This is a genomic window from Rhodoglobus galactosidasius (assembly GCF_054957775.1).
Map to the genome: position 1 here is coordinate 1 of NZ_JBQIAV010000009.1, position 25,102 is coordinate 25,102.

A 25,102-nucleotide genomic window follows, 5' to 3' on the forward strand; every position below is an offset into this window, starting at 1 on the left:
CTGGCGATCTCGATACGGTCTTCCAACGTCAAATGTCGGTATTGTGCGGTCAAGGAAGCGCAACCCCTCTCGGTGTGATCTGAACAACCACAACCTATGAGGTGTTGCGCTTCCGTTTAGAACTCGGGGGGGGATGTGGCATCTGCCGCCTCTCCGCTACCCTAGATCTAGACGAGCCTCGACTACGGGTCGAGGCGATAGCCAGGCCTTTGTGGTCGCCGATGCTCGCGCGGGGTGGTCCTCGGCCGATGTCGACGATGAGGGAGCCTGTACATGGATGGCATTTCGAGCTGGTTTGGCTATGTCGTTGATCATGGCGGTGACATCGCTACGGCATCCCTGCAGAGCGCGCGTATGGTGCTCATCGTCGTCCTGCTGGCGACCGTATTCTCGCTGATCCTCGGTGTCGCCGTCGAGCGGCGCGCGATGGCCCGCGCTGCCGCCCTGAGCATCTCCGAGATCTTCCTGACGATCCCGTCCCTGGCCATGTTCGCCATCTTCATCCCTGTCCTCGGCATCGGGAACCCGCCAGCGATTCTGGCGCTTTTCCTCTACGCGATTCTGCCGATCCTGCGGAACACCCTCACGGGCCTGGCGGAGGTCGACCCGGCGGTGGTCGAGGCCGCGCGCGGGATGGGCATGGGGACCAGCCGCCAGCTGGTGCAGGTCCGACTCCCCCTGGCCTGGCCCGTGATCATGGCAGGGGTGCGGGTCTCGAGCCTGCTGGTCGTCGGCATCTCCGCGATCGCGGTGCTCGTTGGCGGCGACGGGCTCGGTTCATTCATCCAAAACGGCCTGACCCGACTCGGCTTTCCTGGCAGCCTCGAGTCGGTCTTTGTGGGCACCATCTTCTTGGTCCTACTCGGACTCATTCTCGACTCGGCGTTTGCGGTCGTGCAGCGCCTCACCACCTCACCCGGCTTGCGAAACTGAAGGAGCAACTCATGGACGACAATTCGATGATCTACCTGGACCGTGTCACCAAGATGTACCCCGGCTCCGATGTCCCAGCGGTCGAGGAGCTCACGCTGGACATCCGCAAGGGCGAGATCCTCGTGCTGGTCGGCCCCTCCGGCTGCGGCAAGAGCACAACGCTTCGGCTGATCAACCGGATGATCGAGCCCTCGGGCGGCAGCATCTTCTTCGATGGCGAGGACGTCACGAACGTCGACCCTGATCACCTGCGTCGCCGGATCGGCTACGTGATCCAGCAGATTGGACTGTTCCCGCACCACACCATCGCGGAGAACGTCGCCACGGTGCCCAAGATGCTCGGCTGGGACAAGAAGCGGATCAGCGCCCGCGTCGACGAACTGCTTGACGTGATGGGGCTCGAGCCCTCGGAGTACCGCGACCGCTACCCCAAGGAACTCTCCGGCGGGCAGGCCCAGCGCGTCGGCGTGGCGCGGGCGCTCGGCGCGGACCCCGACGTGATGCTGATGGACGAGCCTTTCGGCGCCATCGACCCCATCACGAGGGACCGCCTCCAGAACGAGTTCTTGCGGGTGCAGGCAGTGCTGGGCAAGACGATCGTGTTCGTCACCCATGACATCGACGAGGCCATCAAGATGGGCGACCGCATCGCCATTCTGGGTGAACGCAGTGTCGTTAAGCAGATCGACACCCCCGAGCGGATTCTGGCCCTGCCTGCCGACGATTTTGTTGACGACTTCATCGGTTCAGGTTCCACACTCAAGGGGCTGCACTTCGAGCGGGTCAGCGGTCTCGACCTCAAGCCCTATCCGACGATGACGCTTGACGAGCCGGTCGAGGCCGGCCTCGCGACCCTGAAAGCCTCGGGTCGCGAATGGCTCCTGCTCCTGGACGAAAAGCAACGACCAGCGAGATGGTTGCGTGCCAGCAACCTGAGCGGCATCAGCTCGACGCGCGACCTCCTCACACGGGGCCAGCACGTCCGCAGCCGCGTCGAGGAGAACGCGACCCTGCACGACACGCTGGAGGAGATGCTCAAGTCCTCCACCGGGCGGGCCTGCGTCGTCGACAAGCGTGGCCAGTTCCTCGGAGCGGTGGAGATCAGCCACCTGACCGAGGTCATCCGCAGGCTGAGGGAAGACACCCAGGCTCACTACGACGCGCTGGAGGCCTCCTCGTGAGCGCCGAAAAGGAAGTCGGCGGGCCGCCGCGCACCCCGGTGAAGGTCATCCGCCCCCTCTCCACAGATGATGACATCTCCGACCTCGCGGTCGCCGCTGCGGGTACGCGCCCGTCCAGGAGCCGCCCGCTCGGGCTGCTCCTGTCTCCACTCGGCATCGCCGCCCTGGCCACCGTGCTGTGGCTCTACTACCGCAGTCTCGATCTCGGATCGGGCGACAACTTCCAGCAGGCCAGCGCGCTCGACTGGAGCGTCAAGCTCTGGCCGCAGGCGGTCGAGCAGATTACCATCGCGTTCTGGTCGACCATCATCGTCATGCTGATCGCGGTGCCCGCCGGTGTGGCACTGACCCGACCTGTATTCCGCCGCTATGGACCGGCCGTGCTCAGTATCGCCAACGTCGGGCAGGCGCTTCCCGCCTACGGGTTGCTCGTCATCTTCCTCGCGATCTTCGGCCAGGGGCTCAACACGGTCATCTGGGCATTGGTGCTGTTCGCGGTACTGCCGGTCCTGCGCAACACCATGGTGGGCCTGGACGGAGTCGACAAGGCCACCATCGAGGCCGGTCGCGGGATGGGTATGACCAAGTGGCAGGCGCTCATGCGGATCGAGCTCCCCCTCGCGGTCCCTGTCATCATCGCTGGTGTGCGCACCGCGATGATTATCAACATCGGCATGGCAACGCTGGCCTTCCTCATCGGAGGCGGCGGGCTAGGGGTCACCATCAACTCCGGACTGGCGCTTCAGCAAAACCCGGTGCTCATCGTAGGAGCCGTCCTGGTGGCGATCATCGCACTGACCTTCAGCTGGATCGGCGCCGTTGCCGAGCGGTACCTCAAGCCTCGGGGCATCTAGCCGCACCCCACGGCCCTCACCGCGTGAGTGCCGCCGTGCACCCACGCGGTCCGGCCAACACGAACATGGGCCCCCCACCTGAGACAGGTGAGGGGCCCACGTGGTTCGTGCATCGGGGACTAGAGGACCCCGATCTCCTTGAGATACGCGGCCGCGACGTCGTCTGCCTTCTCGCCATCGACGTCGACCTGAGCGTTGAGCGAAGCCATCTTCGTCGCGTCGAGCGACGTGAAGATCTTGTCCGCGAGGCTCGTGTAGACGTCAGCGTGCTTCTCAAACACCGAGTCTTGCCAGGTGTAGGAGGCGTTGTAGAGGATGAATACGCCCGGGTCCTCCACGAGGCTGAGTCCCAGCGCCGAGATGCGGCCGTCGGTCGTGTAGACCTCGCCGAACTGGCAGGAGCCCTTGGCGGTCTCCGTGTAGATCAGGCCCGTCTCCAAAATCTGGATCTGGCTCTGCGGAACCGTGTACCCGGTCGCATCCTCGAAGAGGATCAGCCCGTCGGGCCGGTCAGGGAACTCCGTCTCCAAGCAGAGCTTGGCGTCAGTGTTCGCCTTGAGATAGTCCGCCATGGACTGGAGGTCGAAAGCGCCTTGCTCCTTCGCGAGGTCACCGTTGGCCGCGAAGCCGTAGGTGTCGTTGAAGGGTGACAGTCCGACCCACTTGATCTTGTTCTCCGCCAGGTCCTTCTCGGCAACGACGTCGAAGAGATTCTGCGAGTCCGTGCTCGGTTCCTGCTGGCCCAGGTGGACGGTCCAGCCCGTGCCGTTGTAATCCGGGTACACGTCGATGTCACCTGAAAGCAACGCCGTGCGGTTCACGGATGTGCCACCGAGGTTCGTCTGGTCAGTGACCGTCGCACCCTCGGCCTGCAGAGCCTGGACAAGCATCTTCCCGAGGAGAATGTTCTCCGTGAAGTTTTTCGAGCCGACGGTCACGCTGACGCCGTCGAGCGGCTTGCTTTCTCCGTTGGTGTCCGTGGTGGTGCTGCTGCTGTCACCGCCGCTGCACGCAGTGAGCAGGCCTAGTGTGAGGACCGCGGTCACGGTTCCAAGCATTCGAATTCTTGCGGAAAGCACTGTAATCTCCATCATTTAGGTGTAGGTATCACATCAGTTAGGTGTAGGTATCACACAAGGGGGCCCGTCGAACTGGGGGCCTGTCCTCCCCCCTCAGACTGCCACACAGACAAAGGGTAGGCAATTTTGCCGGTCGTGAACAAGGTCAGCGTTGGCTAAACGAACCCGATAACCAGAGGTGAAGAGCCCGTCTGGCAGTTGGACCCCGACCCGCCGGTAGACCTCCCGGGGAATTCCGATGTCTGCCAGCCAGAGTGCCCCGACGGCGTCGGTGTCCAATCCGGTTTTGGGAACGGCGAGGGTCATCGTGTTCTTCGCGCGCACATATGCCCCTGGGACCATACCGGTTGTGGAGTCGACTCCGGACGGGACGTCGAGGGAGACTACGGGGGCGGTGCGGCTCGATATCCACCTGATCAGCTCGGCCGCGATGCCATGGGGCGCGCCACCGAGGCTATAGCCCAGCACTGCGTCGACTACCAACTCAGCCTCCAGCTCCCTGAGGTCACTGACCGTCGCGAGTCGCCCGCCGGTGGCACGGTAGAGCGCGAGTTGGTCAGCGGGGACACCTCGCAAACGTGTGGGGTCCGAGACCACCAGGGTGACATCACCCCCATGGTTGGCCAGGTGACGAGCCGCGCAGATCCCACCACCCCCGTTGCCTCCGGTCCCGGCCAGCACAACGATCGGTGCCGAGGGCCATCGGTCTCCCAGCAACTCCACACACAGCGAGGCGAGGTTCCTGCCGGCGTTTTCCATCATCTGGTAGAGGTTCGGGCCTACTTCCTCGATCGCGACCCGGTCGACCTCCCGCATCTGCTCGGTCGTGATGGCAGACACCAGAAGTCCGGTCAGGGTTCGAAAACTGTCCACCGTCATGATCTGTCCTCCGCGGGATGACTGGAGTCATCCGTACTTTGCTGTTATTGGGCGTTTTCGGCTGGTGTTCCCTCGTCGGCAGAGTGGCCGCGCTCCGCCTGATCGATGGCCCACGCTGCGTTGACGAGACCGACGTGGCTGAAAGCTTGGGGGAAGTTGCCCAGTTGCTCGCCAGTATTCGAATCGATCTCCTCGGCGAGCAGGCCGACGTCGCTGATGTGACTAACGGCTCTCTCGAACACTTCGCGGGCCTCATCGCACCGCCCTCCGGCGGCGAGCACGCGGGCGAGCCAGAATGTGCAGAGCAGGAAGGTGCCCTCGTTGCCCTCCAGGCCGTCGACACCGGTTTCGGTTTGGTACCGATAGACCAGCCCGCGAGCATCCGTGAGTCGATCGATGATGGCGTCTGCGGTGGCGAGCACGCGTGGATCGGATGCTGGCAGAAACCCGACGATCGGGATCATCAGTGCCGACGCATCCAAATCGGGGGAATCAAAGGCTTGCGTGAAGGCTCCGGCCTCGTCGTTCCATCCCTCTTCGAGGATGGTGGCGCGGATCTGTTCGGCCTTCGTTGACCACTCGGCGGCTCTGTCGGTTGCGTGCAGTTGCTCGGCCATGGCGATTGCCCGGTCGAGAGCTACCCAGCACATGAGTTTCGAATAGAGGAAGTGGCGCGGGGCACCGCGCACCTCCCAGATACCGTTGTCTGGCTGCTGCCACTGGCTTGCGGCGGCGTCTGCGAGGGCGATGAGGAAGGTTCGCGTGGCCGGTTCGATGTCACCGAGTTGCTCTCGAAGTCGGAACGCCGCATCGAGGAGTTCGCCGTAGACGTCGAGTTGCGGTTGGTTCCAAGCACCGTTTCCAACCCGCACGGGGCCGCTCCCCCGCCACCCGGACAGCTGCGGGAGCAGCCGTTCAGACAGGTCATGTTCGCCACCGATACCGAACATGACCTGCAGATGACGGTCAGGACGGGAGTGCGCGGCGGCCGCCGTCATGAAGTTGAAGAATTCGTGGGCTTCGTCTGGACAGGCCGCAACCCAGAGGGCTTTCATGGTGAAACTGGCGTCGCGAACCCAGGAGTAGCGGTAATCCCAGTTGCGTTCGCCTCCGATTTCCTCGGGCAAGGATGTGGTGGCAGCGGCAATGATCGCACCGGTGGGCTGGTAGCTCAGCGCTTGAAGCACCCGTCCAGAGTGATGCACCAGCTCTCGCCACGGGCCGTCATAGCTTTGGTGGATCGCCGACCACTCCTGCCAACTCGCGGTCGTGGACGCCAAGCTGGCCGCGATCTCATCCTGGGTATAGATACCAGGCAGCGGCTCGCCGAGGTGTGTGCGCTGCAGGGCAAAATGCTGCTGTTGCCCCGCCTCGAGAGTGAACGTGACGCGGATCTCGCCATCGAGAATGGTCGCCGGGGCGGGAAGTGAGAGGGTGAGCCGGCCGGAACCGCCGGTGGCGACGACACCAGAATCGATCTCAGCAAACACCGGCACTACCAGCCCGTATTCGGGACGAGGTCGGCAGACCATCTCGATAGTGACCCGTCCGCTGGTGCAGCGAACGCCGCGCAACAGGGAATGTGGAGCGTTTTCGCCGAGACGGTGTGGATCGGTCGAGGCACCCAGTTCGAGGGCGTCGACTAGTTCAAGGGTGCCCTCATCGGTGTGGAAGGTGGTCTGCAGAACCATCGATCCCTCTACGTAGGAGCGGGTTGATGTGCTCGGCTCGGCTGGCCGGATTGACCAGTGCCCGGCATCGTTGTCCAGAATTGACGCAAACACGGATTCGCTGTCGAAGCGGGGAAAGCACAGCCAGTCGACCGAGCCGTCTTTGGTTACCAGCGCGGCGGAGTGCCGATCAGAGAGCAGTGCGTGGTCGGCGATCGGGATGTCACTCATGTGAGTTCCTCCGCTGCGGCCAGCTCTGTTGCTTTCGAGGGAACGATCGGCTCCCGGCGCCTTCTTCCTCAGGCGTGAAGCGATGTACGCGCGGTGTGGACATGAGTAGAACCCTTGCTCGAGGTGTGTACTCCACGGTACGTCGGCCGGCAGCGGGTTGTCAGCAACATAGGACACATAGCAATAGGCGGATGCCGACTGACGACTGGTTCCATTGGTTATCGCCAACCTGGGTGCCGAGCGCTCTTCACTCGCGGACTCAGCTTCCCGTCACGGGAGCCTTCGGAAAGAAGTGTGTCTCTGCACGCGGCAGCTCCACGCCGTCAATGAAAATATCGACCTTCTCGTTGTAGAAAGCGACCAGGCCGGTGATCGGCAGCAGCTGACGCGTAGGGAAGTCGTACGACCACGCAAGATCCGCATGCAGCGATCCGGCGACCTGCACCGACCAATAGTCGGTGGTGGTTCCCTTATACGGACACTCGGAGACGGTGTCGTTGTGCACAAGATGCTCGAAGTTCACGTCAGTGCGATTGAGGTAGTACCGCGTCGGCAACCCGGTTTCGTAGACCATGACGGGCGACGATGATTCCGCGAGCACAACACCGTCAAGCTCAACGCGCACTGTTCTCGTCGACCGCACCGCATCCACACGGGTGTAGGGGCTGCGGGGATGCACGAAGATCTGCTCGTCCTCTTCGAACCACGAGTCAAGGGCATCCCACTCAAACCGCACCATGTCGGCAAGGCCTTCGAGCGAATCGTCGGTGTACGTTTTCGCCGCCGCCGGATGCTCGCGCTCCCCCACCGTGAAGCCCTGACGCAGGTAGGTGCCGCGCGAATGGTGCTTCTCCTGCACCTCGTCGACGAGCAGGTCAGTGTTTACGTCCCCGATAGGGATGTAGTACTGCGGGTACGGGGACCACTCCCAAACATAAATCGCCTGTGTGGTGTCGAACATCAGCTCGCCGGCGAAGTAGCCGCGAATCCGACGGGGAACTGGCTGGATGAGGTTCTTTTGCGAGATCATCGTCGGGTAGTCGTTCATCAGTTCCCTCTTTCCTCGTTTGCACAAGCTTGTCACTGAGGCGTGTGACGCGCACCTAGCGGTGAGAGTTCAGTCGCGGCCGGGCACCGCCACGATTTCGTCGAAGTGCTCGACAATCGGGAAAGGCTCGTAGAACTCATGCAGCAGTGCTCGCCACTGCTGATACTCGGGTGATCCCCGAAACCCGATCTCGTGGTCGTCGACCGTGTCCCACCGCACCAGCAACAAATAGGTTTCCGGATGCTCGACCCCACGTGAAAGCGTCAACCCACGGAACCCCGGCATCCCCGCAATGATGCTCTTCGCTTGGGAAAACGCCGCCACGAACTCGGCCTCGCGGCCGGGCTTCACCGGCAGTAGAGCGTGTTCGATGACGCGGCCCTGTTCGCTGTGGTTCATGACATCACTCTACGGATGCAGGAGGCAACTCCGCGCAATCGTGCCAATTGTCTCGGTTTCGAGTCGACTAGCCGTTGACGAGGAAAGCCCTACGCAAGGTGGTTTCAGTTGGTGCGCCCGGAGGGGTTCGAACCCCCGGCCTATTGATCCGTAGTCGAAGGTCGTTTCCGCAGAGTCATGCGGAAGTGCCTGAAATCCCCACAAAACGCTGGTGACTGAGGGCGGCCTCAGATCCAGTTTTTCGAAGTTGGGTCCCACTCCGCCGCGTGGTCGACTGCATCCACGAAAATTGGATCCAGGAATGTCGACACCTCAGTGAGCTGATCCTTGAGGACGGCCAAGGTGATGTCCTCGACGTCGGACTTAGTGCGCCACGCAGCCCACTTCTGATGCGCTATTTCATCGTGACCGCTCAGTGACGCAGAAGGGGCTGACAGCGTGACCCCGCGGTACTTCGCCACTTCCTCGATCGCCTTACGCAGTCTCGTCGCTTCGAAGCTCCGGCTGCGGGACAGCGACCGCAGGTCCATATAGTCACGCCAGCGCGTGCTCGTCACTCCACGTTGCAAGATAGTGACCGCCTTCTCCGCAATAACCGTTTCGAGCGCATATCCCATCAGCGTGAAGTCACCGCCGAGGATGCGGGGCATCGTCACCCGCTGTGCATCCGGAAACATCGGGTCGCCTGTGCTGATATCGAGCTTCACCGCTATCCGCGCACTGTGAAGCTGAGCTCGGATATGCACCCTGATCCCCGAATACTCCTCTTCGTCACGAATCTGCTCGATGCGAATCGGAACCGCCTCGAACACGACACCGTCGTCTGCTCCAGCAGCCGCTACCGCCGCGACCACCTCCCGGCAGTGTTTCTCGTCGAGCACGAAGTTGATCGCTTGCATGTCAACATCCCGCGTCGGCCGACGTAGACCGTAGCCAGCGAGTAGGACCCCGCTCTTCAGCACGAACGAATCGGCGAAGCTAGACTCCACCAGTCTCGCCAAGAACCGCTCGAGCACGTAGAGAGTGAGAAGCTCCTGCACAGCGCGGCCCTGCTGTCGGGCGACCCCTTGCAACGCAGTGAAGGTCTGCTCGGGGCTCATGTCAGTATCTCCAGGGCGGTTCGTAGTGGGCCGACCGCTCGCGGTAGGGACTGCGCAATGGCGAACAGCTTCGCCGGCTGTGATGCCGGGCGCTTCAGCCAATTGCGCAGCGCCTCGATACCCGTCTCGTACCCTGCTGTGCCTCGCAACCTGAACGCGTCGACGATCGAACGTTCAGCCGAATAGAGTCCTATGCTCTGGCCTTCATCCCCTGTCGCGAGCAGAGTGCGACCGATCGGGAACGTGGCACGGTCAAACAGGTGCCAATCAACCGCGGCCTGAGTCTTCGCAGGCCGCTGGCCTCGAGGGATCGCAATGTCAGTCCGAGTCGGAATCGCATCGATCAACTCATAGCGTGCAAGAGCCGACTCTAAGCAGATAGTCGCAGCAGGACGCCTTCCTACAATCTCGGTCAGATCGAGGTCAACTGCCGGGAGATCGGTGCGCCGATACAGCCCGCGACTGATGCGCTCAATCTGCTGCCTGTCAAGCAACCGATAGAGCTGGCGCGAGTTGATTCCCGCGCGGCTCGCCTCAGATTGCGAGAACGCGCGCATCGGCAGGCCCGTGATTGACATGTGCCCAATTTAGCATACAGCTACATTTAACTGTAGCTATTTATAGGCGTGAGCCCGGCTGGATGACCCGCTACTCAAAGGTCAATAGGTCAACCTCGTGCGGTAAACCAAAACCCAGAAGAACACTGGGCCGGAAGGAGCCGCAAAGACCGCATTTCACCCGAAAACTGACCCCAAACTTTGTGAAGTGTAGGCAGGATGTGGGCAAAAGAAAAACAGGCCCGACCGCACGCCTGCGATGTCTCAGGACATCGGTGACAGTTCTGCCTCACGACATAGGGGTCTGCTGATAAGGAACGGGCGCACCTCCGCAGGAACACAACGCTGGCGCTGCCCAGTGTCGCTTGCCAGCGATATGGGACCGCGGGCATCGGCAAGAGGAGGCTGTGCCTCAGCGAATCTCAGTGAGATACGTCACAAATCCCGCCTGACGCATGGCAGAACCGACCGATTCTGCGGCACCGGGTTCCGTGACCGCGATCATCGCGCCACCACCACCACCGCCGGTGAGCTTTGCCCCGAGCGCTCCCGCTCGCCGGGCGACACCCACCAGCGTCTCAAGTTCTGGGCTCGAGACCTGCAAGGCACCGAGCAGTCCGTGATTCATGTTCATCAGGTCACCGAGCTCCGCGAGATCACCGCGGCGCAGTGCGCCGACACCGGCCAGCACCAGCTCATCGATCTGGGAGAAAATCGCCTCGTACCTAGCGGGATTCTTCTCCCACGCGGCACGCACGATACCGACGGTGTGCGAGGTGAGCGAACGCACGCCAGTGAGACCGATCACGATCTGGATCGGGCCAGGTGTGACGATGTCCGCGATTTCGGGCGCCGCCGCATCCGATGCCATATTCGGGTTGCGGAACAGGATTGAGCGTCCGAAGGTGGCGACCGTGTTATCGATGCCGGACGGTGTTCCGTGCACGATGCGTTCGCATTCGAACGCAAGACTCGACACCTCGCTGTCGCTGATGGCCAGCCCAAATCGGTCAGCGATGGCGCGGATGATCGCCACAGCGAGAGCAGCTGAGGCACCCAGTCCGCTGGCCCGCGGCAAGTGGGGAAAGACGTCGACACGCATGCCCCTGCCTGCGAGGCCGAGGCGCTCAGCGATGAGCGCGGTCACTTGCTCTGCGAGCCCCGCACCGATCGGGTCGTAGGCGGCGTCCGTATCCCAGCGGGCGATGACCAACTCCGTGCCATGCTCCTGGCGGGTCACCTCGGCCTGGATGGTGAGGCCGATCGGCGTAGCGATGGCGTGACGGCCGTAGACCACCGAATGCTCACCGAGGAGAATGATCTTGCCGTATCCGAAACTGGCGCCGTGTTCTGCGGGGGCGGGTTCCGGCATCGCGACAGCAGACTGCGCCGGGATGCTGGCGGTGTGGATCGCGTGAATCGACCCGGTATCGGCGATCCGGCCCTCCAACACGTCCAGGATGTGCCGTGCCTTCCACACCTTGATGTCACCGCTCGCAACCAGCCGATTGACGACCTCGTCGAAGCGTGCGCCAGTCGCACCGGCGGCGACCGCCACACTGCGGGCGTGGAGGCGCATGTGCCCGGGCTGGATGCCGTCTGTGGAGAGCGCCCTCAGCGCACCGAAGTTCTGGGCCAGCCCCACCGCTGCCATCACCTCGGCCAGTTCGGCCGCAGTTCTCACACCAAGAATTGTGTGTGCGATCCGCACGGCAGGGTTCGATTCCACCTGCCCACCGACGGTGCCCACTTTCAGCGGCAGCTCGATCTCTCCGACCAGGTTGCCGGCGTCATCCGCTGTCCAGCTCGTCAGTGGTGCGTAGTGCCCGCTGCTCGCGGCATAAGCGTGTGCTGCGGCTTCGACCGCGCGCCAGTCGTTGCCGGTCGCGATGGCGACGGCGTCGATGCCGTTCATGATGCCCTTGTTGTGGGTGGTTGCGCGATACGGGTCCATCGCGGCGAACTCGGCCGCGAGCACGATGCCGTCCCGAACCTGCTCTCCGGAGAAATCGCCCCAGGCGAGTCGTGCCACCGGAATGACGCAGCGCGCCCGCACCATCGCGCGGTCGGTGAGATTCGAGAGGATGCGGAGGAACACCCGCCCACCACTGATCTGCTCAACGAGCGGTGCGAGCGCCTCGCACATGGTGTTCACCAGGTTCGCGCCCATGGCATCCCGGCTGTCCACAATCAGATGCACGACGAGCAGCTCGCCGTTCGCAGCCGTCTGCCCGCGCAGGAACACCTCGACGTCCTTGGCGCCGCCGCCGCGAGCAAGCATGTTCGGATGCTGTGCGTTGGCGAGATCGAGGATCTCACTCTTGCGAGCCAGCAAGGCCTGCTGCGCGCCGGTCGCATCCTCGACATTGATGACCTGGATCTGGCCGATCAGCATCGGCTCATCCGCGACGCTCGTGAACCCGCCGTCACGACGTACCAGCCGCGCGGCAGAGCTGACGGCGGCGATGATGGACGGCTCCTCGACGGCCATCGGCACAAGGTAGTCACGCGCGTTGATCGTGAAGTTCAGCCCGAGTCCGAGCGGCATGGAGAAGACCCCGATAACGTTCTCGGTGAGTCGATCGGCGGTGCCGGGATCGAGCATGTAGGTCCCCGTCGCAAGCGCGCGATAGTCGGCGTCACTGAGCACCCCGCGCTCGTAGAGCACCCGCAGACGCTCCTCCACGCCCAGCTGATAGAACCGGGGGATGCGGGAGGAGTTCACGATGTAGACCCGTCTCTCATTCTGTGTGTGGCGGTGGCGGTGCTCGGAGTGATCGTCACCCCATTCGCACCAAAGCCCAACGGTACGGCTTCTGCGCCCGCTTCGGCAAAAGCTTCGGCAAGCTGCGCGGCCGATTCTCCTCTCCTCCCGAACACTAGGCCGACGTCACCGCCGCCCGCACCGGATGTCTTGAAGACGCCGCCGAGGTCGGCCGCGAGTGAGTGCAGCCGCAGGTGGTGTTCGCTGACGATGCCCGCACCGGCATGCGCGTCGAGTTCGACGAGCGCAGAGAAGTAGTCGGATGCGAGACGGAGGAAGTCCTCAGCGGAGCGCACAGCATCCTGTGCCTGATCTGCGAGTGCGGCAAGCCGTGCGATGTCTGCGCGGTATTGGGCGGTGTCTCGTGCCGCGTAGTCTGCGACCTTGCCGACAAGGTCCGTCGTGCTGCTGCCGGTGCCGGTGCCGACGGCCATGATCTCGAGTTCCTGCGGCCAGACCAGCGATGTCGGCGCTGTATCGCGCACATAGCCGATGAGGCCGCCGTAACTACTGGAGGCGACATCCCCTCCGCTGCCCGTGCCGCGCTGCGCGGAGCGGTGGGCCTCCGTGGCGAGAATCCGGATCTGCTCCCGGCTCGGCGAGCGCCCGGCAGCAGTCGAGAGGGCGGCCGTCAGCGCTGTGGCAACCGCCGCGCTAGATCCCAGCCCCAGCTTGTGCCCTGCGGCGAAGAATGCCGTGCTGTCGATGGTGATCGAGAGGGCGCCCGTGCAGCCCACCATCGTCCGCACCGCGTCGAAAACCCGCAGCCGTGTGCGTGTCCGCCCGTCGAGGCCTGCCGGAATGCTTCCGTCGGCCTCGAGCGTGAGGGCGTCCAGGTCGAGGCCGGGCGTGCTCAGGTGCCAGCGGTCATCATCCGATGGTGAGACGGTCACGGTAACGCGGCGGTCGACGGCGGCCAGCAGCGCCGGCGCGCCATCCAACACCGCGTATTCGCCGAGCAGGAACAGCTTGCCCGGCGCGGAGGCTTCGACGATCGCCACGGCATCGATCGTCATGGCAGCAGTTGTGCGCCGCGACCGAGCGTGCTGATTCTGGTCTCGTGCACCCCGGCGACCCGGCCCAGAGCATCCGCCACCGTCCCGGCGTGCTCGGGCAGGCACAGGGCCTTCAGCTGGGGGCCGGCGTCGATGGTGAAGTAGACCGGTATGCCGCTGGCACGCAGCTCGTACACGGCATGGATCGCAGCCATCGTGGCCGCGTTCCAGTACAGCAGCGCGGGGCGGGTGGACATCATGAGCCCGTGCAGCTTGAGGCAGCTGTACTCGGCGAGCTCCCCGAGCTGCTCGAAGTCGCGGTTTGCGATGGCGACCCGCATGGCCGCGAGGTCGTCTTTGCCGGTGTCGACCCAGGCCGGGTAGAACGGCGAGGTCAGTGCGCTTCCGCCCATTCCCGCCGTCGAATTCACGCTCTTCTGCCCGAGTTCGGTGATGGCGACAACGACGGTCAGTGGCCAGGTCTCAGGGGCGAGTACAGGCTCGGCGAAGGAGTCCAGGCCGTCGTCGCGGGTTCCGGCATGCAACTCGACGATGCCGCCGAACAGCGAACGGGCGGCAGACCCGGAGCCGCGGCGGGCGAGGATCGACAGTTCACGGTCATCCAGCGACAGTCCAGCGGCAGCACTGGCCGCGAGCGCGAGCGCTGCGAATCCGGATGCCGAGGAGGCGAGTCCCGCCGCCGTCGGAAAGTTGTTTGTCGACTCGATCACGGCCCGACTGCCGACACCGGAGTTGTCGCGAACGATGTCAAGCAGGTGGCTGGCCCTGGTGGCATCCGTGCGGGTTCCCGCCAGCCAGAACTCGTCCTGTTCCAGCCCGGAACGGAAGGTTACCCGGGTATCGGTCGACAGTGCGTCGAGGGTGAGCGAGATCGAGCCGACGGCGGGAATGTTCAGTGCGGCATTGCGCTTTCCCCAGTACTTGATGAGGGCGATGTTGCTGTGCGCGCGAGCGGTTGCTGTGCGGTCATTACCGAGAGGTTGGTCCACTGGGTGCTCCGATCGCGTTCATGACATTTTAGCAAGGCTTACGCCGCGGCCAACGCACGCGGCCAACGCACGCGGCGTAAGCCTTGCTAAAATTGACCGTGCAGCTGGGAGCCAGTTGTGGCGAATAACCAAACGAGAGTACAAACGGTAACTACTGGTGTCTGGAATAAGTGGCCTGTCGCTGTATCTTCCGCAATATCGTGTGCGGCTCGAAGACTGGTCTGAGTGGAATGACGAACCCTGGGCCAGGGTTCAGGGTGTGGTTGGACGATCCTTCCGGATGCGTGGCCCGGGCCAGAGCGTTTACACGCTTGCGGCCAACGCGGTCTGGCGTCTCATCCGCGACTACGACATCGACCCTGCGCGAGTCGGGATGCTCGCGCTCGGCACCGAATCGAGCAGCGATAACTCCGCGGGTGCCATCATCATCAAGGGCATGATCAACGACGCGCTTCTCGCGCACGGCCGCCCCGAGCTGGCCAGGGACTGCGAGGTGCCGGAGTTTAAGCACGCCTGCCTGGGTGGCGTTTACGGCCTCAAGGCGGCACTTCGCTACCTGTCCGCGGATGGTGCAGGCCGCCTAGCGATCGTGGTCTGCGCCGATATCGCTGAGTACGCGATCGGGTCGAGCGGTGAACCGACCCAGGGTGCTGGCGCGGTGGCAATGCTGGTGGACGGCGACGCGAAGCTTCTCGAGGTCGATCTGGCGGCATCCGGCAGCGACTCGGAATACCGGATGGTGGACTTCCGTAAACCCTTCGCGCGCTTTCACCAGCCGCCACGCGACGATGGACAGATGCAGGACCTGCCGGTGTTCAACGGTCGCTATTCGACGAGTTGCTACATCGATGCGACTCACCACGCCATGGAGGCGATGCTCACCAAACGCGTCGCTCGACGCGGTGACGGCTACCGGCCGGTCGACTACTTCGACGAAGTTGATGCCGTATTCATGCACCGGCCATACCACCGGATGCCCGCAACCGGCTGGGTGATGGCCTACCTGTTCGAGCTTGCGGCAGACGATGCCGGGCGTGAGCAGTTGCGCACCTATTGTGCTGACGCTGGAATTGATGCGGGTGCGTTGCTCGCTGAACTTACTGCACCTTCACCGTTCCGAGGCCACGGGGTGACCGTGGGAGAAGACACCGAAGACGTCTTCCCTCTCGCCAAAGTCCTGCGCCAGTACCTGCGCAAGACCCCGCTGTGGGCGTCGTTGGTGGGGGAGAAGCTCGGGCTCGGTTCAGAGGCCATGCGCGATCTCGGCAACCTGTATACGGCAGCGCTGCCGGCGTGGATTGCTTCTGGCCTCCGCCAGGCGGTGGACGACAAGCTCGAGATCGCGGGACAGGAGTGGCTGGCTCTCGGTTATGGCAGTGGTGACGCCGCAGAAGCGCTCCCCATGCGGGTTGGTGCCGGATGGCGCGACGCCGCAGCACGCATCAACTTCGCAGAGGCCCTCGGAACGCCGACCGACCTCAGCGAAGCCGAGTACCTCGCCCTGCACGAGGGGCGAACCGCACAAGTGCAGGCTGCGCCAGTGCACGATGAGTTCGTTGTCGACCACGTCGGTACCCTCGACGGCCCAGACTTCCACGATCTCGGGATCGAATACTACCGCTTCGTGGGGCCCGCAGCCCGCGGCTGAATCGTGCAAGCAGGTTGCCTTCTGTGACGGCCGTGCTTAGGTTAGAGGGAAAGCAAGGAGACCTCGTGGCCAACGACGGCGGTGCACGGAATGTCGCAGAGAAACTCATCGCATCACATCTGGTGTCCGGGGAGATGAGGCCGGGCGCGGAGATCGCGCTGCAGATCGACCAGACCCTCACGCAGGATGCGACAGGCACGCTGGTCATGCTCGAGCTGGAGGCTCTCGGCCTCGACCGCGCCAAGACCGAGGTCTCGGTGCAGTACGTGGACCACAACCTGCTGCAGGCCGACAACAAGAACGCCGAGGACCACGACTTCCTACGCTCGGCGTGCCAGCGTTTCGGTATCTGGTACTCGAAGGCAGGCAACGGGGTGTCCCACCCCACGCACATGCAGCGTTTCGGCATTCCAGGCAAGACCATGGTCGGCTCCGACAGCCACACCCCGGCGGCCGGTTCGCTTGGCATGCTGGCCATGGGGGTCGGTGGCCTCGAGGTGGCCACGGCGATCGCGGGTCAGCCCGTCAGAATCCGGATGCCAGAGATTTGGGGCGTGCGCCTCACGGGCGCACTGCCTCCGTGGGTGAGCGCCAAGGACGTGATACTCGAGATGCTGCGCCGTCACGATGTGAAGGGCGGCGTGGGCCGCATCATCGAGTATTACGGGTCGGGCCTCGCAACGCTCACCGCGATGGACCGGCACGTGATCGCTAACATGGGCGCGGAACTCGGCGCGACGACCACCGTGTTCCCCGCCGACGAGCAGGTGCGCACTTTCCTGCAGGCCGAGCAGCGCGAGAACGACTTCGTCGAGCTGCTGGCGGATGCCGGCGCCAGCTACGACGTCTACGAGGAGATCGACCTCTCCACGGTCGTCCCACTCATTGCGCTACCGAGCTCGCCGGGCAACGTCGTGCCGGTGAGCGAGGTGGCCGGACGCCCCGTGGAACAGGTGGTGATCGGCTCGTCCGCGAACCCCGGCCTCCGTGACTTTGCGATCGTCGGGGCCATCGTCAAGGGGCACCAGACGTATCCGGGTCTCTCGCTCGACGTGAATCCGAGCTCGCGCCAGATTCTGCAGGACCTCACGCTGATGGGGGCGACGCTCGACCTCGTCGCCGCGGGCGCGCGTCTGCACCAGTCCGGCTGCATGGGCTGCATTGGCATGGGCCAGGCGCCGGCAGTGGGACGCATCAGCCTGCGAACCATGCCGCGCAACTTTCCCGGACGCAGCGGAACGAAGGAGGACGCCGTGTACCTCTGCTCGCCCGAGACCGGGGCCGCTGCGGCACTAACGGGCATGATCACCGACCCGTGTGATCTGCCCGGTCTGCTCGACATCGACTATCCCGAGGTTGTGCTGCCGAAAGTCTCCAGCGTGAACCTCGCCATGCTCGAGGCACCGTTGTCCTCCGAGGAGGCGGCTGGTGTGGAGTTGGTGAAGGGCTCGAACATCTCGTCTCTGCCCGACTTCGAGCCGCTTGCGAACCATATCGAGGCCCCGGTGCTGCTCAGGGTCGGGGACAACATCTCCACCGACGATATCCTGCCTGCTGGTGCGGTGGTGCTTCCCTACCGCAGCAACATCCCGAAGCTGGCCGAGTTCACCTACTATATGCTCGACGAGACATACGCCTCGCGGGCAGTTGAGTCCCGGGACTCTGGCGGTCACATCATCGTGGGAGGCGCGAACTACGGGCAGGGCTCGTCGCGCGAGCACGCCGCCATCACCCCGCGCTTCCTCGGGCTTCGTGCCGTGATCGCGGTCTCGTTCGCGCGCATCCACTGGCAGAACCTCGCCAACTTCGGGGTGCTGGCCCTCGAATTCGCGGATGCCGCAGACCACGAACGCGTGCAGCAGGGCGACGTGCTCGTGCTCGACGATCTGCGGGAAACGATCGCACGGTCGGGCGAGCTCACGGTGCACAACAACACGCGCGACGAGGACTACCGGCTCACCCACCGGCTCTCGCCCCGACAGGTTGAGATGGTGCTCGACGGCGGGCTGATTCCGTGGTTGCGGCGGTCGTGAACGAAAGCGATCACCGCGTCAACTCACGCCACGCACACAACTGCTAAATTTTTGTTGAGTGTCGGAGTTGGTGCTGTCACTTCCGGTGGTTTCGGCGTTGAGCTGATGGCCTAAGCCACAAACTAGACCTAGACCTATGTGAACGCGACCCGCGGCAACTTCGCGGTCGCCCTCACCTGAATCGAGTAACCGATGTCACCAGAGACAGTTCCTATTGCCAACGGTGTAACGGGCCCCGGCGACGACCGGCTGGTGGCTGCCCGCAGAGCACTGGAACAGACGCGAGAGGCATTTTGGGCGGTGTGCGAGCCGGTCAATCCACCGAAGATAGCACGCGACTACGTGAACTATTTCTGTGCCCGCAATCCCGCCAACGTGGACACGGTCAAGAAAAACCAGCCGAGGAGGCTCAAATTCTATGACGCCCTCAACACGTATCTGCGCGCTTATTCAACCATTGCGAACGAACTCGAACTAGCCGGCTACACCTCTCGGGAGGTGGCAAGCATCGAGAAAGAAGTCCGGTTCTTCGAGGACGTTGTCCGCGACGTGAAGCTGGCTGCCAGCGAGCAGACCACTTCGCTCCTCCACTGAGCAGCCCTGGGCAGGGTGCCCGCTGGGGCAACAGGGCCTCTATTCGGGCAACTTCTTGCCGCCCAGTTCGGGCAGGGCGAAAGCCACACCCGCGGCGAGCACGAAGACAATTCCGAAGACGACAAAGAGTAATATCGGGCCGCCCAGCGCAAGTAGCGGAGGGACCAGCAGTGGCGCCGCGATCGACGCGATGCGGCCAAAGCCCGCTGCGGCGCCGGTTCCGGATCCGCGCAAACGGGTCGGGTAGAGTTCGGGCGTGATCGCATAGAGGGCACCCCAAGCTCCGAGGTTGAAGAACGACAGGAGCATGCCGAAGCCAATGATCTGGGCTTCGCTCCCGTTGACGGCGCCGAAACCGAAGGCGACTGCCGAAACCGCTGAGCCGATCAGGAACGTCGACAAGGTGATGCGACGTCCCCATTTCTCGACCAGATACGCCGACGCGACGTAGCCAGGCAGCTGAGCGAGCGTAATGATGAGGGTGAATTCGAAGGACTTAACGAGCGGGAACCCGGAACCAACCAGCAGGGTCGGAAGCCAGATAAAGGCGCCGTAGTATGAGAAATTGACCAGAAACCAGACGAGCCAGATCAGGATGCTGCGGCGCCACCATTCTCCGGAGAACAGATCCGCCAGTCGCGAGCGCTGTACCGGCACTGCGGTTTGTTGGCTGCCCTGGGCTGTGTCAACCGCGCCAGAGACGATGCCGGCTGAAGCCTCGAATTGCACGACGATACTTTCAGCCTCCGCGTGTCGTCCCTTCGACTGGAGGAATCTGACGGATTCCGGCAGCCGTAGTCGAACGTACACGGCCCACACCGCTGGCAGCATGCCGATCAGGAGCGCGAGGCGCCAACCGTCGGGGCTGGCTGGAATGACTAGGTATCCCACGACGGCGGCACCAAGCCACCCGATGGCCCAAAATCCTTCTAGTAGCACGACAACTCGTCCGCGGATGCGCCGCGGTGCGAACTCGCTCACTAGGGTTGACACGACCGGAAGTTCTGCGCCGAGGCCCAGCCCGACGATGAACCGCAGCAGGAGCAAAATGCCTACAGACCAGGCCAGTGCTGATGCACCGGTGGCGACCCCGTAGAGCAGCAGGGTGAGCACGAAGACCTGTTTGCGGCCCAACTTGTCCGCAAGGATGCCGCCGAGGGCCGCTCCTACGGCCATCCCGGCGAAGCCCGCCGCCGCCACCCAGGACAGGCTGGCGGCATCCGCCTTCCACGTCACGGAAAGCTGCGCGATGACAAACGAAATCAGTCCGACATCAAAGGCATCAAGAGCCCAGCCAACCCCGGAACCGGCCAACAGGGAGCCGTGGCGACGCGTGAACGGCAAACGGTCCAGACGCTCCGTGAGCGATTCGCGCGGCAAACTGTTGAGGAGGTTAGACATGGTCTCTTCCCAAGAGTTGTTTCCGGTTAGAACATTCCGAGTTGGAGCCGGGCGGCATCCGACATCCGGTCCTGGCCCCACGGCGGGTCCCAGACCAACTCAACATCGACGTCGCTCACTCCGGCGGCCAACTGGACCTCGGCTCGCGCATCATTCTTGAGCACATCCCCCATACCGCAACCCGGTGCCGTCATCGACATTTTAATCTCAATTCGGTACGTGCCATCATCTAGCTGCTGCGCTTCACACCCGTAGATCAGCCCCAAATCCACAACATTGATGGGGATTTCGGGATCGAAAACGTTCTTAAGTTGTCCCATGACCTGCTCCATGTCAAATGAGGCCCCGTCCACAAGAACGGTTTCGGCGATCGGCTCCGTCAGGCCGAGGGCTGCAGAATCCTCGGCGCTGATTCGCACAAGGTACCCCATCGAGGTTTGGACTGTCGCGCTTCCACCCAGAGTCTGCGTGACGATGACCGGCTCCCCCTCTTGGAGGAGCATCGGCTGCCCACCGGGAATCACCGTGGCCTGGCAACTCTGTGTGAGTTCAACTGTGTTATATCCGCCTGAGTACATGCTGCTTACTCCGTTCCGTCCTGGAGGGAAACTGTTATAGTCGCGTTCTCTTCAATGGCCCCCTCGTGAGCGGCGCCTTCTTTGAGGGCGCTGTGCAAGGCCTGCCAGCACAATGTGGCACATTTGACCCGTGCCGGGTACTGCCATACGCCTGAGAGCACCGCGAGCTTGCCCACATCGGCCGGGGGACCATCGCTCAGAGGTTCGGTGGTGAGCATAGTGTGCACTCGGGTGAACAGGGCGAGGGCCTCATCATTCCGGAGGCCCATCACCGACGACGTCATGAGTGAGGCCGATGCCTTCGAAATGGCGCATCCGTCGCCTTCGAAAGCGATATCGGCGATGTGGTCACTGTCGCGCTGCACATAGAGGCTCAGATGGTCACCACACAGCGGGTTGACTGCCTCAACGGTCTGGTGCGCGCCCTCCAGCTGGCGAAAATTCCGCGGGCTGCGGGCGTGCTCGATGATCATCTCCTGGTAGAGCCCCGCCATGTTCGTGCTCGTTGCCGCGTCGATACTCATTGCTGGGCTCGATGGGCGTCCGTTCCGAACCGAGTGGACACGAGCGTCTCCAGCGACGCGCGGAGGGGCTCCAGCTCGATTCGATCCACCATCTCCTGCACGAAGGCGTATACGAGTAGGCCGCGGGCTTCCTCCAGCGGTATCCCGCGCGTGCGCAGGTAAAGCAACGCCTCATCGTCCATCTGCCCGACCGCAGCACCGTGCGTGCACTTCACATCATCGGTGTAAATTTCCAGTCTCGGTCGAGTGTCGACCTGGGCACGATCGGAGAGAATGAGGTTCTTATTCTTCTGATTCGCATCGGTTCCATCGGCACCATGACGAACCATGATCTGTCCGTTGAACACTCCGTGCCCACGACCGTCGAGCACACCCTTATACAGCTGGTGGCTGGTGCAATTGGTCGCGACGTGATCAATGAAGATCGTGTTGTCGTGTAATTGCTCACCCTGCGGCAAGTAGATGCCGTCCAGGCTTACCTCGGCCTCGACGCCGTCTAGGAGTACCCGCACTTCGTGGCGGGCGATGCTGGAGCCGAGCATGACCGAGCGCGAAGAGAACCGGCTGTTGCGCGCTTGCCGCACGTCCAGCAGCGCCAAATGGAATGCTGTGACTGGCTCGTTTTGTATCTTGTAATGATCGATCTGAGCACTGTCGGCCAGCACGACCTCCGTGACAGCATTGGTGAAGTAGACATCGTTGTTGATTCCGGCGTAGGTCTCAACGATTGTTGCGCGGCTATCGGAATCGGTAATAATCACCGACCGCGGGCTGGACATTAGGGGGATGCCCTCGGTGTCGGAGAAAAACACGAGCTGAATCGGTTCCTCGACGGTCGTGCCGGAGGCGATATGAATGAATGCTCCGTCCTCGGCGAAGACGTCGTTGAAGGCGGCGAAAGCGGCATGTTCGCCCGGCGTGTGCGAAAAGAACGGTTCGAGGCGGTCCGGACTCGCAGCCAGGACCGAGGCCAGGGTCGTGACGACCGCGCCGGACGGTAACCCGGTCAATCGCGAAAATTCAGACGAGAAATGTCCATTGACGAAGACCAGGCGGGGGCCGCCGAGATCGATCGAGGCTGTGTTGATGAGGTCTGCTGTGACCCGCGGGCCCGACCCGGCGATGGCAGCCTCGAAGGGTACGGCCAGGATCGGGTCCAGTCCGGTATATTTCCAGTCCTCGTTTTTGCGGGACGGAAAGCCATGCTTCCCAACCCATTCGAGGGCGTTCACCCGCGCCTCGGCGCGCCAGCCGAGATCGCGACCATCACGCTTCGGATTCAGGTCCGCGAGCACACCCCCAGTAGCCAGCACCGGAACCTTCACTGCAGTCATACGGTCGCCCCGACCTGTGCCGAACGCTCCGAGCTGGACGTCAGGCCCACATACCCGTTTTTTTCGAGCTCAAGTGCGAGGTCCTTATCGCCAGAACGCACGATTTGGCCTTCAGCCATGACGTGCACGAAGTCCGGAACGATGTAGTCCAACAGGCGCTGGTGGTGCGTGATGATCAGCATTGCCCGACCCTCATTGCGGAGGGCATTCACCCCGTTCGCTACGACCCGAAGTGCATCGATGTCCAGGCCAGAGTCGGTCTCATCGAGGATCGCAAGTTTCGGCTCCAAAATCGCCATCTGCAAAATCTCATTGCGCTTCTTCTCACCACCAGAGAAGCCTTCATTCACCGAGCGGCTCATAAACGTCTGGTCCATCTCGACCAATTTCATGCGCTCCTGGGCCAAGGCAAGAAAGTCCACCGCGTCCAGCTCTTCCTCACCGCGCTCGCGGCGCAGAGAGTTTAAGGCCGTTCGCATGAAGTACATGTTGCCGACACCGGGAATTTCTACCGGATGTTGGAAGGCCAGAAATACGCCGGCCGCCGCTCGTTCCTCAGGCGACAGGGCAAGCAGATCTTGACCTTCATACGTGACACTGCCGGAAACGTCATAACCGTCGCGACCGATCAGCACGCTTGCCAGCGTGCTCTTACCTGACCCGTTCGGGCCCATGATGGCGTGCACCTCACCCAGGTTAAGGTCAAGATTCACCCCACGTAAAATTTCCTTGCTGTCAATACTGGCGTGCAATTCCTTGATATGTAGCATTAGCCGACACTCCCTTCTAGACTCACGGTCAATAATTTTTGGGCTTCAACAGCGAATTCCATCGGCAGCATTTTGAATACCTCCCGGCAGAACCCGTTTACGATCATCGACACGGCCTCTTCTTCTGGGATGCCGCGCTGACGGCAATACAAGAGTTGCTCCTCACCGATCTTCGATGTTGAGGCTTCGTGCTCGACCTGCCCTGTCTGGTTCTTCACCTCGATGTAGGGCAGGGTGTGGGCGCCGCTGTCTTTACCAATCAACAGCGAGTCGCACTGAGTAAAGTTGCGGGCACCACCAGCAGAATGTCGAATATCGACCAGCCCCCGGTAGGTGTTCTGGCCGTGACCGGCCGAGATCGCCTTGGAAATAATGGTGCTCTTGGTGTTCTTGCCGATGTGCACCATCTTGCTGCCGGTATCTGCTTGCTGGCGCCTAGCGGTCAACGCCACCGAGTAGAACTCCCCGACCGAGTTATCACCCTTGAGAACGACGCCCGGATACTTCCAGGTGATCGCCGAGCCGGTCTCGACCTGGGTCCAGGAAATCTTCGCGTTCTTGCCGGAAGCCATACCGCGCTTGGTGACGAAATTATACACACCACCATTGCCATCCGCGTCGCCTGGGTACCAGTTCTGAACGGTCGAATACTTGATTTGTGCATCTTCGAGAGCGACGAGCTCGACCACAGCTGCGTGCAGCTGGTTCTCGTCCCGGACCGGAGCCGTACAGCCCTCAAGGTAGCTCACATACGCGGCATCCTCTGCAATGATCAGCGTGCGCTCGAACTGCCCGGTGTTGGCGGCGTTGATCCGAAAGTAGGTGGACAGCTCCATCGGGCAGTGCACACCCTTCGGGATGTAGCAGAACGATCCATCGGTGAATACCGCAGAGTTCAGCGTGGCGAAGAAGTTGTCGTTATACGGAACCACCGAGCCGAGGTACTTTCGCACCAGCTCCGGGTGCTCCTGGACAGCCTCAGAGAAGGAACAGAAGATGACGCCGGCGTCAGCCAGCTTGTCTTTGAACGTTGTCGCAACCGACACCGAATCGACGATTGCGTCCACGGCGACGCCGCTGAGACGTTCTTGTTCACCGAGAGAGATTCCGAGCTTGTTGAACATCTCCCGGATTTCAGGATCGACCTCATCCATACTCGATATTTGCTTCTTCGGCCGGGGGTCGGCGTAGTAAATAATGTCCTGATAGTCAACGGGACCATACGAAACGTGCTGCCAGGTGGGAGCCGTCAGCGTGATCCAGTGCCGATACGCCTTCAACCGCCATTCGAGGAGCCAATCCGGCTCGTTCTTCTTGGCCGAGATCAGCCTGATGATGTCTTCGTTCAGTCCCTTGGGTGCAACTTCGGTTTCGAGATCCGTGGTGAACCCGTACTGGTACTCCTGGTTGGCGAGCTCACGAACCTCATCGGAAATACCGACCGCGGCTGTAGGTGCACTCATTTTCGTCTCCTTCTCACGTGCTTTTAGTTGATGTCAGGCGGTCTGCCGACAGTGTGT

The 25,102-nt window shown here is 62.6% G+C and carries 22 protein-coding genes; 6 read left to right on the plus strand and 16 right to left on the minus strand.

The window, feature by feature from the left end; translation table 11 throughout:
• The first annotated feature begins 273 nt into the window (after positions 1 to 273).
• From ACTJJW_RS11715 to ACTJJW_RS11725, 3 genes are read left to right on the plus strand one after another with little or no spacing between them, the layout of a single operon-like run.
• Entirely contained in the window at positions 274 to 933 is a 660-nt protein-coding gene (locus ACTJJW_RS11715) for an ABC transporter permease (RefSeq protein ID WP_462644874.1), read from the plus strand.
• 11 nt (positions 934 to 944) lie between these two features.
• Complete coding sequence (locus ACTJJW_RS11720; RefSeq protein ID WP_462644876.1) at positions 945 to 2,114, plus strand: ABC transporter ATP-binding protein; 1,170 nt, start codon at positions 945 to 947, stop codon at positions 2,112 to 2,114.
• On the plus strand, positions 2,111 to 2,968 hold the full coding sequence (locus ACTJJW_RS11725) for an ABC transporter permease (RefSeq protein WP_462644878.1): 858 nt from the start codon (positions 2,111 to 2,113) through the stop codon (positions 2,966 to 2,968). Before ACTJJW_RS11720 ends, ACTJJW_RS11725 begins: the two co-directional genes overlap by 4 nt.
• Before the next feature lie 119 nt (positions 2,969 to 3,087).
• Here the strand turns inward: ACTJJW_RS11725 and ACTJJW_RS11730 are convergent, their stop codons facing one another.
• The 10 genes from ACTJJW_RS11730 to mvaD form a co-directional block, all read right to left on the minus strand.
• Positions 3,088 to 4,062, minus strand: a complete 975-nt coding sequence (locus ACTJJW_RS11730; RefSeq protein ID WP_462644879.1) for a glycine betaine ABC transporter substrate-binding protein — start codon at positions 4,060 to 4,062, stop codon at positions 3,088 to 3,090.
• A gap of 78 nt (positions 4,063 to 4,140) precedes the next feature.
• On the minus strand, positions 4,141 to 4,926 hold the full coding sequence (locus ACTJJW_RS11735) for an NAD(P)H-hydrate epimerase (RefSeq protein WP_462644881.1): 786 nt from the start codon (positions 4,924 to 4,926) through the stop codon (positions 4,141 to 4,143).
• A gap of 44 nt (positions 4,927 to 4,970) precedes the next feature.
• Positions 4,971 to 6,827 (minus strand): glycoside hydrolase family 15 protein, encoded by a 1,857-nt coding sequence (locus tag ACTJJW_RS11740; RefSeq protein ID WP_462644882.1) that lies wholly within the window; start codon positions 6,825 to 6,827, stop codon positions 4,971 to 4,973.
• Between the two features lie 259 nt (positions 6,828 to 7,086).
• A complete protein-coding gene (locus tag ACTJJW_RS11745; protein WP_462644884.1) occupies positions 7,087 to 7,875 on the minus strand; it encodes a DUF427 domain-containing protein in 789 nt (262 codons plus the stop codon).
• A 69-nt stretch (positions 7,876 to 7,944) separates the two neighbouring features.
• Positions 7,945 to 8,274, minus strand: a complete 330-nt coding sequence (locus ACTJJW_RS11750) for an antibiotic biosynthesis monooxygenase family protein (RefSeq protein WP_462644885.1) — start codon at positions 8,272 to 8,274, stop codon at positions 7,945 to 7,947.
• Between the two features lie 227 nt (positions 8,275 to 8,501).
• Positions 8,502 to 9,374 carry a nucleotidyl transferase AbiEii/AbiGii toxin family protein gene (locus ACTJJW_RS11755; protein WP_462644886.1) on the minus strand — a complete coding sequence of 291 codons (873 nt, stop codon included), beginning with the start codon at positions 9,372 to 9,374 and terminating at the stop codon, positions 8,502 to 8,504.
• Positions 9,371 to 9,952 carry a type IV toxin-antitoxin system AbiEi family antitoxin domain-containing protein gene (locus ACTJJW_RS11760; protein WP_462644887.1) on the minus strand — a complete coding sequence of 194 codons (582 nt, stop codon included), beginning with the start codon at positions 9,950 to 9,952 and terminating at the stop codon, positions 9,371 to 9,373. The genes ACTJJW_RS11755 and ACTJJW_RS11760 overlap by 4 nt, the downstream gene beginning before the upstream one ends.
• A 391-nt stretch (positions 9,953 to 10,343) precedes the next feature.
• Positions 10,344 to 12,656, minus strand: coding sequence for a hydroxymethylglutaryl-CoA reductase, degradative (locus ACTJJW_RS11765; RefSeq protein WP_462644888.1), 2,313 nt, complete (start codon positions 12,654 to 12,656; stop codon positions 10,344 to 10,346).
• Positions 12,653 to 13,711: a mevalonate kinase family protein gene (locus ACTJJW_RS11770; protein WP_462644889.1), complete on the minus strand. Its 1,059-nt coding sequence runs from the start codon at positions 13,709 to 13,711 to the stop codon at positions 12,653 to 12,655. Before ACTJJW_RS11770 ends, ACTJJW_RS11765 begins: the two co-directional genes overlap by 4 nt.
• Positions 13,708 to 14,700 carry a diphosphomevalonate decarboxylase gene (gene mvaD / locus ACTJJW_RS11775; protein WP_462644891.1) on the minus strand — a complete coding sequence of 331 codons (993 nt, stop codon included), beginning with the start codon at positions 14,698 to 14,700 and terminating at the stop codon, positions 13,708 to 13,710. Before mvaD ends, ACTJJW_RS11770 begins: the two co-directional genes overlap by 4 nt.
• Positions 14,701 to 14,857: 157 nt before the next feature.
• Here mvaD and ACTJJW_RS11780 point away from each other — a divergent pair, with 157 nt between their 5' ends.
• From ACTJJW_RS11780 to ACTJJW_RS11790, 3 genes are all read left to right on the plus strand, one after another.
• Positions 14,858 to 16,348, plus strand: a complete 1,491-nt coding sequence (locus ACTJJW_RS11780) for a hypothetical protein (RefSeq protein WP_462644893.1) — start codon at positions 14,858 to 14,860, stop codon at positions 16,346 to 16,348.
• A 65-nt stretch (positions 16,349 to 16,413) separates the two neighbouring features.
• On the plus strand, positions 16,414 to 18,381 hold the full coding sequence (locus ACTJJW_RS11785; protein WP_462644895.1) for an aconitate hydratase: 1,968 nt from the start codon (positions 16,414 to 16,416) through the stop codon (positions 18,379 to 18,381).
• A 192-nt stretch (positions 18,382 to 18,573) separates the two neighbouring features.
• Positions 18,574 to 18,975, plus strand: coding sequence for a hypothetical protein (locus tag ACTJJW_RS11790; RefSeq protein WP_462644896.1), 402 nt, complete (start codon positions 18,574 to 18,576; stop codon positions 18,973 to 18,975).
• Positions 18,976 to 19,014: 39 nt separating this feature from the next.
• On the opposite strand, the gene ACTJJW_RS11795 is transcribed toward ACTJJW_RS11790, so the two are convergent.
• Genes ACTJJW_RS11795 through sufB form a run of 6 tightly spaced genes read right to left on the minus strand, consistent with a single transcriptional unit; the run spans position 19,015 to position 25,045 of the window.
• Positions 19,015 to 20,376 carry an MFS transporter gene (locus ACTJJW_RS11795; RefSeq protein ID WP_462644898.1) on the minus strand — a complete coding sequence of 454 codons (1,362 nt, stop codon included), beginning with the start codon at positions 20,374 to 20,376 and terminating at the stop codon, positions 19,015 to 19,017.
• Positions 20,377 to 20,402: 26 nt separating this feature from the next.
• Positions 20,403 to 20,954 (minus strand): iron-sulfur cluster assembly protein, encoded by a 552-nt coding sequence (locus tag ACTJJW_RS11800; RefSeq protein ID WP_462644900.1) that lies wholly within the window; start codon positions 20,952 to 20,954, stop codon positions 20,403 to 20,405.
• Positions 20,955 to 20,959: 5 nt separating this feature from the next.
• A complete protein-coding gene (gene sufU, locus ACTJJW_RS11805) occupies positions 20,960 to 21,478 on the minus strand; it encodes a Fe-S cluster assembly sulfur transfer protein SufU (protein WP_462644902.1) in 519 nt (172 codons plus the stop codon).
• A complete protein-coding gene (sufD, locus tag ACTJJW_RS11810) occupies positions 21,475 to 22,812 on the minus strand; it encodes a Fe-S cluster assembly protein SufD (protein WP_462644904.1) in 1,338 nt (445 codons plus the stop codon). Before sufD ends, sufU begins: the two co-directional genes overlap by 4 nt.
• Entirely contained in the window at positions 22,809 to 23,582 is a 774-nt protein-coding gene (sufC, locus tag ACTJJW_RS11815; RefSeq protein WP_462644906.1) for a Fe-S cluster assembly ATPase SufC, read from the minus strand. Before sufC ends, sufD begins: the two co-directional genes overlap by 4 nt.
• Complete coding sequence (gene sufB / locus ACTJJW_RS11820) at positions 23,582 to 25,045, minus strand: Fe-S cluster assembly protein SufB (protein ID WP_462644907.1); 1,464 nt, start codon at positions 25,043 to 25,045, stop codon at positions 23,582 to 23,584. The genes sufC and sufB overlap by 1 nt, the downstream gene beginning before the upstream one ends.
• Between the last annotated feature and the right edge of the window lie 57 nt (positions 25,046 to 25,102).